Raw genomic sequence first — 12,746 nt, 5'->3', positions numbered from 1 at the left:
AATCCCTACACGGTCACGCGGTCCATTCCGGTGAAAGCCACTGTTGAACAAGTCGCACATCTTCTCGGCGCAAGATTCCAACCCCGTGAGAACGAGTCTCCATGTCCCAAGTCCGAGCCGGATCCGCCTATGTCGAATTGCTGACCAAGGATGCAGCGTTCGTCAAAGGTCTGCGATCGGCTCAGAAGCGGCTGGAGTCATTCGGTGCATCGACACGGTTGCTTGGCACAAAGCTGATGGGTCTCGGCGCGGCTGCCGCCACACCACTGGCCGGCAGCGTCGCCATCTTCTCCAACTTCGACGATGCCATGCGTGGCGTTGCTGCGATCACGCAAGCGACTGGATCGCAGCTTGAGTCGCTTCGCAATACGGCAAAGAAGCTCGGAGCAACCACCAGTTACTCTGCCAGCGAAGTCGCCTCGTTGATGACCGAACTCGGTCGCGCCGGTTTCAAACCGGAACAGATCGAGAAGATGACCGCCGCCGTGATGAATATGGCCCGCGCGACTGGCACCGACGCGACTCAGGCCTCCGGCATCATGGCAGCAACGATTCGTCAGTTCGGAATGGAAGCTGGCGAAGCGACACGAGTGGCCGATGGCCTTACCGCTGCAGCGAACAAGTCGTTCAACACGGTGGAGTCTCTCGGCGAAGCCTTGTCCTACGCCGGCCCCGTCGCTGCCGACGCGAACATGAGCCTCGAAGAGACGCTCGCGATTCTCGGTACGCTCGGCAATATGGGTATCCAGGGATCGTCGGCCGGTAACGCAATGCGTCGCTTGCTGACGATCAGTGCCGCCGAATCGGAGAAATTCAAAACCACCTTTGGCGTCACGACCAAGGACGCGAAAGGCAACGCCCGATCACTCGTCGACATTCTCGGCGAAGTCGCTGCTGCAACCGAGAAGATGGGAACGGCCGAAAAGGCTGAGAAACTGAACGAGGTGTTCGGGCTGCTGGGAATCACCGCGGCCAGTTCCATTGGCAAGAGTGTCGCCGATACCCGCGATTTGTATTCCGAGCTGCAAAAGGCAGGCGGAATCGCCGGCAAGACTGCTGAGGAAATGGAAGGCGGACTCGGCGGAGCGTTCCGAATCCTGAAGTCTTCCATCGAGGGAGTCGCGATCGCCATCGGTGAATCGCTGGAAGGCAGCGTCACGACGATGGTTCAAGCCTTTAGCCGCGCGGCGTCAGGGGTGATCGAGTGGATCAACAAGAATCAGAAGATCGTCAAGATTGCCGCTGCGAGTGCCATCGCGATCTTCACGATCGGCGCGGCATTGTTCGCTCTTGGTTCATTCGCTGCCGTTGCGTCGTTCGCGGTGGGCGGACTCGCGACCATTTTCTCATTCATCGGTGGTGCAATCGGCGTCATCGTCTCGGCGGTCGGACTGCTGTTTACCCCGCTTGGCCTTGTTGTCGCAGCAGTCGCCGCGCTTGGTGGCTACTTCCTCTACTCCACCGGCATAGCTGGCCAGGCAGTCGAGTATCTCAAAGGTCTATTTGAAACACTCAAAGCCGACACGCTCGCCGCATTCGGTGCGATTGCCAACGCTCTGGCTGCTGGTGACATCACTGCGGCCACCGATGTGTTGTGGACTTACTTGAAACTGCAGTGGGTCAAAGGCACGACCTACATCAAAGGCGTCTGGGCGGACTTCACTCAATATGTCTCTGACGTGTGGGCCGACTCCGCCTACGCGATCGGGGATGTTCTGATTGGTGCCTTGACCGGGCTTGCCGGCGTCTGGAACAGCACGCTCGGATTCATGGCCGATGGTTGGACGATCCTCACGTCTGCTGTGCAAAAAGGCTGGAACAACACGATTGGATTCCTCAAAAAGGGATTCCTCAAACTTCACGAACTCGTTGGCATTGCAGGCGACGTATCGGTGCAGATCGGCGGAGTGCTCATCAACGCATTGGCCGGCGTCGAGAATGCTTGGGTCGAAACCGTCGATTACCTTGCCGACACTTGGACCGTGTTCGTTGGTCAAGTGAAGTCGATGTGGAACTCGACCGTGGGGTTCCTCAAAAAAGCGTGGATCAAACTCAAAGGTCTGTTCGACGATGACATCAACGTCGATGTCGAAATGGCGAAGATTGACGCTGACACTCGAGCGGCCGATGCTGCCGAGGAACAGCAACGCCAGCAAGCGATCATCGAGCGTCAGCGTCGCCGATCGAAACGCAAGGAGCAGATCGAAGCCAACCGGGTTGAGATGCAGAAAGGCATCGCCACACAACTCGAAGCACGCCGCAAGGCTCGCGAAGGACAAGACATCGACGCCGACATGCGAGCGATCGACGATGAGACCGATGCGAAGAACGCGGTTGTCGACCAATCCAAGGAACAACAGTTCCGCGAAAACGATGCGGCGCAGTCGAATCGCCAACAAATCATCGACGACACGACTGTCGGAGTGCAACGCACCCTCGATCAGATGCGAGCGGAAGCGAAAGCGGCACGCGAGGCAGTTCGGCCGAACGCTGAAGATCGCGAGAAGGAACGTGACGAGCAAATCGCCACCGCACAGGCCGAGTTCGATGCTGCGGTGGAACGAGCCAACAACGCGACGGCCCCTTCCGATGCTGAGCCGAAACCCGACGAGGCCGCTCCGCCGAAACCACCAGTCGCTCCGCCCAAGATGCCCGAGCCAGGCGCAGTCGATATTCCCAAGGTCGATCTCCCCGGCATCGACGATCCCGAGTTGCAACCGCCCAATGCGAAAGACCTCCGACTCGACCTGAACCCAGACGCTCAGGCGGCAATAGACCAGTTCGCAAACGGTCCCGACACCGATCGAACCGAAGTTGCCGGCAATTTTGATGCGAGAGGTTTGGGTCTCGGCAGTGGAGCTTCGACGATTCCACAACAGGCTCGCGAGCCACTGAAGAAATTGGAGCCCATTGCCGCTGAGGACGATCCCGTCGAGGTCATCTTCGCGCCGCAGTTGAGGTTGGAACCTGAACAAGTCGACGATGCGAACGTAAACGGCGAGCAAAACAACGAGGTCGTCGCCGAGAACCCAGTCGATGTCCCGTTGGATCTGCCAGAGTTCTCGGATGAGCCCGAACCGAAAGAGATGGACTCTCCGCTGACGCTCGACGTTGCCGCGATCACCGAAGCATTCGCATCCGTTGGTCGTTCCCTCGCTGCGTTTGACTCCGCAATCTCCAACAGCACGTCGCAATTGCAGTTGCCTGCGATGTCGGGCGGGGAATTCAGCGAGGACATGAAACGTGCAATCATTCAAACCGCTGAGAACACTCGACGCCTTGTTGAGCGTTCGCAGTCGGGAGGGTTGGTATTTAGCTGATGTCAATCTCTACCGGTGGATACGACTTCGAGGTCGCGGCTCTGTCCGAAAAGGCGTCGCGAGGAAAATCACACTCCGATTTCACTTCATACGTCGCGACGAACGGCGGGGCAGTTGATCCGGCAGCCGCTTCAAGTGCGTTGTACCAGTACTACAAAGCGATTCACAAGGAGCTGATCCCGTACCTGCAAATTGACTCGGAGTTCATCAACCAGAAGCACGCTTTGGTCAGCGTCACGATCAACAAGACCAAACTCGATCCGGTTTCGTTCAGTACGACCGGAGCTACAACGCATCTGAATCAATCGCTGCAGACTCGTGGTATCTACTCCGCGCCGGGGATCGCGGCTCCCGTCTATCACGGAGCGATCGGCGTCAGCGATTCTGGCGTCGCAGGCGTTGACATCACAGTCCCCGCGTTTGAATTCTCCGTTCGCAAAAAGTTTGAGTTCGTTTCGACAGCTTATCTGCTTGCCATGGTCTCAATGACCGGCCGAGTGAATTCAACAGCGTGGTCGATCTTCTCTCCCGGCGAAGCGTTGTTTCTCGGTGGCGAAGGGGGTGAGGATGAGCAGAACTGGGTCGATGTGACTTACCATTTCGCCGCTCGACCGAACGAGTTCGGGATGACGGTTGGCAACATCACCGGGATCAGCAAGCAGGGATGGGATTACCTGTGGGTCAAACATGGCGAGAAAGTGGTTGGCGATCGTGTGCTGCAAGTTCCTGAGGCAGCTTACGTTGAACAAGTCTATCACGGAGGAAACTTCAACGTGTTGGGGATCAGCTAATGACCCGACGCGTTAAACCAGGCGATCAGTTTGCGATCACCGCTGCTGAATACAACCGATTGCTTGTCGCTGCCGAAGCCTCGCATCGAAATCGACTGCCGGGCGGAGGTGGTCCTCGCACGCATCTGCGAAACGCCGCAACCGTTCGCGTTCACAACCTGTCGGCAACCACGGTTCCGATTGGCGGAATCGTCGGCTTCGAGTCGCCGCTGACCGATCCGACACTCGGCCCGATGGAACTGGCCCGATTCGTTCGCGATGCAACAATCGAGTGCGTGCGCCCGACCGAAAGCGAACATACAGGTCGCGTTGGGGTCGCCATCGAACCGATCGCGGAAGACAAGGTCGGCCGCGTGGTGTTCGATGGCGTCGTGGCCGCGCGAGTCAACGTCGTAAAAACTTGGCATAAGTTCGCGGACGTTGGCGAATCGGCTGGTGACACGCTGCAGTCGAAGCCGGACGGATCGGCACAGATTCTGTGGCGTCGAGACCTCAACCAACTCGGTGACCAATGGGCAGTGGTTCGGGTCGGTCGGCCCGCTGATCCGGTTTACCTTGTCGAGGTTCCGACCGGTGGTATCGCTGGCCGTCGAGGGATGCGGACGGGCAGTGCGGACTGTGACCTCTATCAACTCGATAAAGCGGGCGAGATCGAAGCGGTCACGGATCCGGCTGGCGACACAGTACGAATCACCGCTCGAAATCACTCGGCACAGCGTATTCGCGGACCGATCGCGGATTCACCGAAACAATACTTGGAAGTTCAGTTCGACGGTCAGCGATCTTGGGTGATCGACCCGCCGAAACAAACGCTGCTATGCAAGCCGGCGAAACGCATCAAAGCAAAGTCGTGGGGAACGGCTCGCGAGCTACGTTTTGATGGCGGATGGAAACCGATTGGCCCTGCTGTCTCAGTTTACAACGTTTGCGACTATGCATTGCTGGCCAGCCAACAGATCGTCTGCCACTTCCACGAAGACACATCGGCATATTTAACCATCGGTTGCCGTTGCTGTGATGGCAGCAGTAGTTCGAGCAGTTCATCAAGCTCCAGCAGTTCCTCGAGTTCAGGCTCCAGCAGCAGTTCTAGCAGCGATTCCTCATCCAACAGTTCATCGTCGTCGCCTTCGTCATCTTCATCCTCGTCATCGGGGAGCTCGTCAAGCAGCAGTGGCTCGTCGAGTAGTTCGAGCATGAGCAGCTCAAGCTCATCGAGCATGTCGTCGAGCTCTAGCAGTTCTCTGTCGGCTTCCAGCAGTTCATCAGGTTCGAGTTCGTCGAGCAGCGGATCATCCTCCTCGTCGTCCGGCAGCCCGTCGTCTTCGTCGTCATCAAGCAGTGGTTCGTCATCGAGCAGCCCCTCATCGAGCAGCAGTTCCGGCAGTTCGTCGTCGTCATCAAAGTCATCGTCGAGTAGTCAATCATCCTCAGACTCGTCGTCATCCGACAGCAGCGATTCCTCCCTTAGTTCGTCCGCATCCAGCAGCAGCGATTCAAGCGACAGTTCAGCGTCTTCATCAAGCAGCGACAGCAGTAGTCAATCAAGTGATTCGTCGGACAGCAGCGATTCGAGCACATCGACTAGTTTGCCGAGCCTGAGCAGTTCATCCAGCTCGGACGGTTCCTCGTCGGCATCGAGCGGTTCGTCCAACAGTTCGTCGAATTCTCAATCAAGCGATTCATCCAACAGCGAGTCAAGTGACTCGAGTGACTCGACCAGTCTGCCCAGCATCAGTGTTTCATCAAGCTCCGACGGGTCGTCGTCCGCATCGAGTGAATCGTCAGATAGTTCGTCCGATTCCCAGTCCGGCGACTCATCGACAAGCGAATCGAGTGATTCCAGTACGTCGATCAGTCTGCCAAGCGTGTCTGGATCCAGTTCATCGGCGAGCAATTCGTCGTCGAGCAACTCGCAATCAAGCGATTCCGGTTCGTCGAGCGATTCGTCCACCTCGCAATCAAGCGAATCAACCAGCAGTCCGTCCGTCAGCAGTTCGCAGTCATCGGCGTCCGAGAGTGAATCATCAACCAGCGAATCATCGACATCTGAATCCAGCCAGTCTGAATCGAGCACATCCGAAAGTGAATCACGAAGCGAGTCAGACTCGGAGAGCGTGCCTTCGTACAGTTGGAATTCATCAGCAAGCAGCGAAAGCAATTCCATATCGAGTGAGTCCGAATCAGAATCCCAGTCGCAATCTGAATCGGCGTCCCAATCAACTAGCGAGTCGGGCAGCGATTCCCAAAGCGAATCAAGCATCGACCGCAGTTCGGACTCACAAAGCTACTCAGCGAGTGCTTCGGAATCGTACTCGGACAGTGCCTCCGGCAGCGGGAGCCAAAGTGGCTCTGCATCAGGAAGCGGATCAGATTCAGGCAGCACAAGTGCATCCGAATCAGATAGCGGCAGCGGATCGGGATCCGATTCACGATCAACGAGCACATCGGATTCTGGCAGTGATTCGCGAAGTGATGACTCTACCAGCGTACCCGTTTCATCAAGTGGTTCGGGTTCCAATTCGACCTCGCGGTCGACTAGCGACTCGGGATCGGAAGGTTCTGACAGTGATCGGCCCAGCGAAAGCGACGATCCGAGCGTCGGCGATTCATCGGGTAGCGACAGCGATCAACCATCCGAAAGCAACGACTCGACATCCAACTCAGAACCACCAAGCGACGGTTCCGACCGCCCCAGCGAAAGTGCATCCGATAGCAGCGACGGCTCCGATCGGCCGAGCGAAAGCGATTCAACCGAGGAACCTTCCGAAGACAGCAGCGGATCGAGTGAACCTTGCAACAGCACATGGATTTGGTCGTGCGGCTGGGAGTTAGTGAGCAGTGATTGTGAAGACCCTGGCGATCCTCCCAGTTCGTCTGGTTCATTCGATGGAGCAGTCGTGGGGATGACAGCATGATGCATTGCCCACACCTAACGCCCGACAACCAATGCGAAGTGGCATGCCAACTCGCCGGCTGTCGCGTTCAAACCACGCCAACCGCGTGCAACGCGTGCCAGACCAACGACAACCCGTGCGCGATCAACATCGTCACGATCGGCATGGCATTGGTCAACAAGAAGCGACGCAAACAGGACATCACCGAGTTGGAAGCACTGCTTCGCAACTACATGCCGGACGAAGACCCGATGCCGGCGACGCTGAAGATCAGCAGCTACCGGCCCGGCCCCGGCAACGAACTCAAAAAGATGATCGCTTGGTTTGCAAAGCCGAGCGAAACGTGCAACTGCGAAACCCGTGTCGACACGATGAACGACTGGGGTGCCGAAGGTTGCCGCCGAAACATTGACACGATCGTCGATTGGTTACTCGAAGAAGCCCAAGCAAGAGGACTCCCGCATGGAAGGTTTACCGCAACAGTCGCCCGCAGTCTCGTCAGCACTGCCATCCGCAAGTACGAGCGAAAGTTCCCCGAAGGGGCACCCGAACCAGACCAAGACGATCCGGAGGACGAATTCGATCGTTGAACGTTGCTTCTTGATGAACCTCGATCGACGCGATGATCGGCTGCGTGACTGGATGCGGCAGCTTCCCGATCCGTGGCCTTTCCCCGAACCCGAACGATTTGCCGCGATCGACGGCCGGCGCGTGGCCACGCCTCCGCAGTGGCGGGCTGGGAACGGAGCGTGGGGGTGCTACCGATCACACTTGCTAATTCTCGAAAAGTGCCTGCTCGAACACATCGACTCGTATGTCGTCTTTGAAGACGACGCCGGTTTCGGCGACGACTTCTGCGAACGGCTGCAGGAATTCATCGCCGAGTTGCCGGCCGATTGGGGAATGGCGTATCTCGGCGGCCAACACCTTTACGCCGGCAAGAACCCGCCGCACAAGGTCAGCGAACACGTCTACCGACCTTACAACGTGAATCGCACGCACGCGTTCATGGTGCGAGGGCGCGAGGCGATGAAAACACTCTATCGCCATTTGACTTGGAACGACTGGCACACCAAACATCACATCGACCACCACCTCGGTCGTTTGATCCAGCGACGCTACCAAGCACTCGTGCAAGGCAAGAATATTCAAAAAGAATCCATCGCGGTTTACACGCCCGATCGCTGGCTCGTTGGACAACTACCGACCAAATCAAACATCTGCGGACGGAAGTGGAGTCAAACTCGGTTCTTCAATGACGCCAAGAACGCTGACCATTCGGACGCACCGTTCTTTGCAGTGCTTGGCCCGCACCGCGCCGGCACGTCGTGTGTCGCAATGGTGATGCATCACCTGGGCGTTCACATGGGTAACCAACTCGGTGGCTACGAAGCGACCGGAGGTGGCGAGGCAGTCGGTCTGGCACAGCTTTGCGAAAAGGTGATGCGTTTCCCGGCGACGGACCCGAATGTCAGCGACGACCAACTGACTCAGATGCTCAAGTCCTGGATCATCAGTCGCAAATCGGAAGCGAACCGCGACAAGACGGTCGCTGGAGCGAAGTATCCGCACCTGTGTCGCTTCGTGAATCACCTTCACGCCGGGTTGGGCGATTCACTGCGAATCGTCTCCGTCGAAAGAGACATCGAGGCCTCGATTCGCTCGCTGCAGAACCGTAGCGAGAAACATCGTGGCCAATGGTTCGCGGCAAACGACGAGGAGTGCGAAGTTCTGCAGCGCAGTCTCCGCGACCACCGAGATAACTTCATCGCCGAGCATCCCGATGTGCCGGTGTTCCGGATCGAGTTCTCCGAGTTGGTGACGTATCCCGAGGAAGTGATCGGAAATCTGGTCGAGTTTCTCGGCATCGCGCCGACGCAGGATGAAATCCAGTCGGCGATTGAGCACGTCAATCCTGATCTCCGGAAGTTTGGGTGAGCGACATGGCGAAAAGAATTTCAACCGCAGACATCACGTTCTGCATCAAGACGATCCACCGCCCGTGGTCCTGCCATCGGTTGGTCCAGTCGCTGCGCGAACACATCGCCGACCCAGCCATTGTTGTTGTCGACGACGGTCGGCCGGAACTTCGCTTCAGTGCGAAGTATCCCGAGTCCGCCAAGCACTGCACCGTCATCAATCTAGACCGGCACGATGTGGGCGTTGGCGTTGGACGCAACGCAGCGATCGACGCGGCGCAGACCGAGCACATCTTTCTGCTCGACGACGATCACGTTATCACCGCGGATTTGCACATCGACCGCGTTTGCGAGTACTTCACGGCGCACGAACTCGACATTCTCGCCGTCCGGCAAGGAGGAGGCGGTCGACCGACGATGCTTTCGCCGCTGATGAACGGCAAACGCATCTGGATGCATCGCGGTGAAAAGAAACGTGTTGGCACTGTTGCCTGGTGCGACATGGTCAGCAACGCATTCCTCGCTCGCAAGGAAACGATCGCAAAACTCCGCTGGGACGAAGCCCTGAAAACCTACGAGCATTGGGAGTTCTTCTACCGCGCAAGTCACCTCGCCAATCTGCAAATCGCGGTCGCGACCGATTGTTCCGTCGTCCACGCCCATGTTGCCGGCACTGGATACCGCGATCTGCGTGGGCGATCGAAGTTCCGTGCGATGGGACTTCGTAAACACGGTTTCCATTCGATGCGTTATCCAGGAGGTCAAATCGTCCGTGCGTAATCAAGCCACTTTCTGCATTAAGACGATCCATCGCCCGAATTGCTGTGCCGCACTCGTTCGCAGCATCCACGACCACTATGGCGACAAGCGTCCGCTAATCCACGTCCTCGATGACGGCAAACCGGAACTGCGATTCTCGGCCGTTTGTCCAGACGAAGCCGCGATGGTCGATCGACTGATTGAGACCGAGTACGACATTGGTCTCTCCGCTGGTCGCAACAGACTGCTTGATTCTGGCGACACACCGATCGTCATCTTCGCCGATGACGATCATCTCGTGACGAATCAAACGCGTCTTCCTGAGTTGATCGGGACGCTCAACAAACATCACGACCTCGATTTGCTTGCGGCGCTTAGCAACAACGAGGAACGTCCTCGCATGTTGCGTGTCGATGGCAGAACGCTGCGGATCGCCTTCGGAAGCTACCGGCAGCGGCGTTCGATTCGCTGGTGCCATTACGTCGGCAACTGCTTTGTTGCCTATCGCGACATCCTGCAAGCGATCCGCTGGGACGAAACGCTCAAAGTCGAAGAGCACTGGGACTTCTTCTGGCGAGCAAGAATCGCCGGAATGAACGTCGCGGTCGATCTGAATCACTCATTCAAACATGAGCACGTTGACCCACCCGGCTATCAGCGTCGGCGGCCGGAATTCCTAAAAGCTGGCTTGGACAAACACGGACTGGAGAAAGTTATATGGAAATGAAACGAGTGATCGCGGTCCTCGACTTGCCACCACGGCGTGCATCGCAGAACGTGCGTGAAAGCTTTGAGGCTGCCGCGAAACGATGGGATGCGGAGTTGCTTTGGATTGACGAGCACCTTCAACCGGTGCATCCATTCTGGCAGAAGATGTTTGTCTGCGATCACGTGCATTCAAAGGTCGGGCCGGCGCACGTGCTGCAACTCGACAACGACATGCTGATTCGATCGGACTGCCCTTCGCCGTTTGATTTGCTGACGCCACTGCAGTTCGGAATGGTTGCCGAGCGTCAGTCAGCCAGTAATCGCATCGACAATGGAGGTTGGCAGCAGCGGGCACAAGAGATTTGGGCGAAGCGATGCAGTGTGCGGCCGGCACCGACTTGGCTGCATCCCAATGGCGGACTCTATCTGTATGGCTCAGAAATGTATGGGCCAATGTTTGCTCGCATCATTCGGCATTTGATTCCGACGTGGGGTGCCAGCGATCAGGCCACCGACGAGTCGTTGATCGTCAATCAGCTGTTTAATGACCATCCGGGCTACATCAAATTCTTGCCGCCCGATTTCAACGTCAGCATGGTCTATTCGCCCGCCTGGGCCATCAATCCGGTCATGCAATCTTACGTCTACCATTTTGTTGGGCGATCAAAGGCTCACATTGATGACTGTCGGTGGCAACGGCGGGATCCACCGGAGATGCCATTTCCTGGCAATGCTGAAACGCAAGAGCTGATTCAACGATGGGGAAATGATCCACCGGCTGAATATGACATCGGGCCGATCTTCACTCCACAACTCGCCGCGAACCTGCTGGCCATCTATCCAGATTTGATTGTCACAGGCCAATGGTCAGACGAACCACACCAATTGGATCGACGAATGCTCAGTCACACCGAGACCGGTTCGTCACATTTGGTGCTAACCCGCTTTCTGTTGCAGCTTGGCGTCAACGCTCGACGATTCCGAATTCGCGTTAAGGAGGACGCCAATGCAACGCCACAACTTGCCGGCACTTGAGTATCACGTGGCCCACGGTTGCAATCTGTCTTGCCAGCAATGCAGCCACTACAGCGACCATCATTTGCCCGGCGCGATGCCCACGATCGAACAAGCCGATTTCGACTACCAGAAATGGTCGCATCGTCTGAAGCCGGCTCGGTTCGCGTTGCTTGGTGGCGAGCCACTGCTGAACCCAGCGATTCTGGGACACATTAAACTTGCTAGGCAGCATTGGGACAGCGACTTGATGCTCGTCACCAACGGATTCTTCCTACATCGGTATCCCGAACTTCCAAAAGTACTCGTCGATACGAATTGTCGACTCGAAGTCAGCCAGCACGGAACGCACAACGAATACGTCAAACGATTACGCGAAGTGAAACACCTCGTTTGGCGCTGGCGAGAACAGTTTCCCGGCATTCGCATCAAGATTCGACAATCGCACCGCGGTTGGATGCGTCAATACAAGGTGGCGAATGGCAAACCAATGCCGTTCAACTCCCAGCCCGACGCCGCATTCAAAGTCTGTATGCAGAAAACCTGCACGCAGCTTTACGAAGGCAAACTTTGGAAATGCCCCGCATTGGCCTATTTCGCCAAGCTCGAATTCAAACTGCGACTGCAAGATTTGCCACAGTGGCAAATCTTCCGCGACTACCAAGCGTGTTCACAAGACGCCACGGATGAAGAACTGCAAGCCTTCATCGAAACCAAATCCATTCCGCAGTGCGGCTTGTGCCCCAGCAAACGCACCGCGTTCTCCCATCCCAATCCTCTGCAACGGAGTGCCCTGCAATGACGTATCCTTCCGGCTATCCCGAGATGCCGCCGTATCCCTTTGTCCCGCCGTTTGATCCGCCCGGCAGCGAACCGCCCTACGATCCCGAAGAAGACGACGACGGTCCAATCATTCTCACTCCGCCGCCGTTGCCGCCTCCGCCAGTGTGGCCCGACGACTATCCGCCAGGCACTCCCGATCCCGGCCCGCGTCCGCCTTGGTGGCCTGATGATTACCCTTGGCCGCCGCCACCTGAAGAACCCGTCGTGATCGAGTCACCGCCGCCGATTCACGTCTGGCCGCGACTGCCGCCGGATCATCCCTATCACGTTCCGCCCGGCTACTCTGCGCCCGACAATCTTCCGCCGGGCCACCCTGGCGAAGCCTATCCCGGAATGCCCGATTATCCCGTCGTTCATCCCGGAGACTGGGGCGACGATTGGCCGAGCTATCCAGGCATCCTCGACGAGTGACCGCCGACCGTTGACGAAAACGAATAGCGTTACTCTACCAAGGCAATAAACAAAACGCCGGCGTCCCACATCGGGGCGTCGGCGTTT

14 protein-coding genes are annotated in these 12,746 nt (G+C 57.2%); 9 read left to right on the top strand and 5 right to left on the bottom strand.

All coding sequences use genetic code 11. From position 1 onward, the window contains the following. Nucleotides 1-101: 101 nt before the first annotated feature. Together NB063_RS09195 and NB063_RS09190 are read left to right on the top strand one after the other, a co-directional pair. Nucleotides 102-3,320 carry a phage tail tape measure protein gene (locus NB063_RS09195; RefSeq protein WP_250928444.1) on the top strand — a complete coding sequence of 1,073 codons (3,219 nt, stop codon included), beginning with the start codon at nt 102-104 and terminating at the stop codon, nt 3,318-3,320. After that, complete coding sequence (locus NB063_RS09190) at nt 3,320-4,111, top strand: hypothetical protein (RefSeq protein ID WP_250928443.1); 792 nt, start codon at nt 3,320-3,322, stop codon at nt 4,109-4,111. Before NB063_RS09195 ends, NB063_RS09190 begins: the two co-directional genes overlap by 1 nt. Here the strand turns inward: NB063_RS09190 and NB063_RS09185 are convergent. The 5 genes from NB063_RS09185 to NB063_RS09165 form a co-directional block, all read right to left on the bottom strand. Next, on the bottom strand, nt 4,108-4,818 hold the full coding sequence (locus tag NB063_RS09185) for a hypothetical protein (protein WP_250928442.1): 711 nt from the start codon (nt 4,816-4,818) through the stop codon (nt 4,108-4,110). The genes NB063_RS09190 and NB063_RS09185 overlap by 4 nt on opposite strands. A gap of 224 nt (nt 4,819-5,042) precedes the next feature. After that, a complete protein-coding gene (locus NB063_RS09180) occupies nt 5,043-5,330 on the bottom strand; it encodes a hypothetical protein (protein ID WP_250928441.1) in 288 nt (95 codons plus the stop codon). Between the two features lie 447 nt (nt 5,331-5,777). After that, nucleotides 5,778-6,371 (bottom strand): hypothetical protein, encoded by a 594-nt coding sequence (locus tag NB063_RS09175; RefSeq protein ID WP_250928440.1) that lies wholly within the window; start codon nt 6,369-6,371, stop codon nt 5,778-5,780. 24 nt (nt 6,372-6,395) lie between these two features. Next, nucleotides 6,396-6,629, bottom strand: coding sequence for a hypothetical protein (locus NB063_RS09170; RefSeq protein WP_250928439.1), 234 nt, complete (start codon nt 6,627-6,629; stop codon nt 6,396-6,398). A gap of 108 nt (nt 6,630-6,737) precedes the next feature. Beyond that, nucleotides 6,738-7,031, bottom strand: a complete 294-nt coding sequence (locus NB063_RS09165; protein ID WP_250928438.1) for a hypothetical protein — start codon at nt 7,029-7,031, stop codon at nt 6,738-6,740. Between NB063_RS09165 and NB063_RS09160 the strand changes: the two genes are divergently transcribed. The 7 genes from NB063_RS09160 to NB063_RS09130 are packed head-to-tail and all read left to right on the top strand — an operon-like array spanning nt 7,023 to nt 12,659. After that, entirely contained in the window at nt 7,023-7,595 is a 573-nt protein-coding gene (locus NB063_RS09160) for a hypothetical protein (protein ID WP_250928437.1), read from the top strand. The genes NB063_RS09165 and NB063_RS09160 overlap by 9 nt on opposite strands. A 13-nt stretch (nt 7,596-7,608) precedes the next feature. Then, entirely contained in the window at nt 7,609-8,943 is a 1,335-nt protein-coding gene (locus tag NB063_RS09155; protein ID WP_250928436.1) for a glycosyltransferase family 25 protein, read from the top strand. Nucleotides 8,944-8,948: 5 nt separating this feature from the next. Continuing rightward, a complete protein-coding gene (locus NB063_RS09150) occupies nt 8,949-9,704 on the top strand; it encodes a glycosyltransferase family 2 protein (protein ID WP_250928435.1) in 756 nt (251 codons plus the stop codon). Continuing rightward, entirely contained in the window at nt 9,697-10,410 is a 714-nt protein-coding gene (locus tag NB063_RS09145; protein ID WP_250928434.1) for a glycosyltransferase, read from the top strand. The genes NB063_RS09150 and NB063_RS09145 overlap by 8 nt, the downstream gene beginning before the upstream one ends. After that, the gene (locus NB063_RS09140) at nt 10,401-11,426 is read left to right on the top strand and encodes a hypothetical protein (RefSeq protein ID WP_250928433.1); all 1,026 of its coding nucleotides are present in this window, start codon (nt 10,401-10,403) and stop codon (nt 11,424-11,426) included. Before NB063_RS09145 ends, NB063_RS09140 begins: the two co-directional genes overlap by 10 nt. After that, nucleotides 11,398-12,207, top strand: coding sequence for a radical SAM protein (locus NB063_RS09135; protein WP_250928432.1), 810 nt, complete (start codon nt 11,398-11,400; stop codon nt 12,205-12,207). Before NB063_RS09140 ends, NB063_RS09135 begins: the two co-directional genes overlap by 29 nt. Continuing rightward, entirely contained in the window at nt 12,204-12,659 is a 456-nt protein-coding gene (locus tag NB063_RS09130; protein WP_250928431.1) for a hypothetical protein, read from the top strand. Before NB063_RS09135 ends, NB063_RS09130 begins: the two co-directional genes overlap by 4 nt. Nucleotides 12,660-12,746 lie beyond the last annotated feature (87 nt).

The organism is Aporhodopirellula aestuarii (assembly GCF_023701485.1).
Classification (GTDB): Bacteria; Planctomycetota; Planctomycetia; order Pirellulales; family Pirellulaceae; genus Rhodopirellula; species Rhodopirellula aestuarii.
This window is presented reverse-complemented; position numbering and strand designations above follow the sequence as displayed.

Excerpts from the sequence above, each read along its gene's own strand:
- NB063_RS09195 (WP_250928444.1), top strand. The coding sequence starts at position 102 with ATGTCCCAAGTCCGAGCCGGATCCGCCTATGTCGAATTGCTGACCAAG.
- NB063_RS09190 (WP_250928443.1), top strand. The coding sequence starts at position 3,320 with ATGTCAATCTCTACCGGTGGATACGACTTCGAGGTCGCGGCTCTGTCC.
- NB063_RS09180 (WP_250928441.1), bottom strand. The coding sequence starts at position 5,330 with ATGCTCGATGAGCTTGAGCTGCTCATGCTCGAACTACTCGACGAGCCA.
- NB063_RS09175 (WP_250928440.1), bottom strand. The coding sequence starts at position 6,371 with ATGCTTGATTCGCTTTGGGAATCGCTGCCCGACTCGCTAGTTGATTGG.
- NB063_RS09160 (WP_250928437.1), top strand. The coding sequence starts at position 7,023 with ATGATGCATTGCCCACACCTAACGCCCGACAACCAATGCGAAGTGGCA.
- NB063_RS09165 (WP_250928438.1), bottom strand. The coding sequence starts at position 7,031 with ATGCATCATGCTGTCATCCCCACGACTGCTCCATCGAATGAACCAGAC.
- NB063_RS09155 (WP_250928436.1), top strand. The coding sequence starts at position 7,609 with ATGAACCTCGATCGACGCGATGATCGGCTGCGTGACTGGATGCGGCAG.
- NB063_RS09150 (WP_250928435.1), top strand. The coding sequence starts at position 8,949 with ATGGCGAAAAGAATTTCAACCGCAGACATCACGTTCTGCATCAAGACG.
- NB063_RS09140 (WP_250928433.1), top strand. The coding sequence starts at position 10,401 with ATGGAAATGAAACGAGTGATCGCGGTCCTCGACTTGCCACCACGGCGT.
- NB063_RS09135 (WP_250928432.1), top strand. The coding sequence starts at position 11,398 with ATGCAACGCCACAACTTGCCGGCACTTGAGTATCACGTGGCCCACGGT.
- NB063_RS09130 (WP_250928431.1), top strand. The coding sequence starts at position 12,204 with ATGACGTATCCTTCCGGCTATCCCGAGATGCCGCCGTATCCCTTTGTC.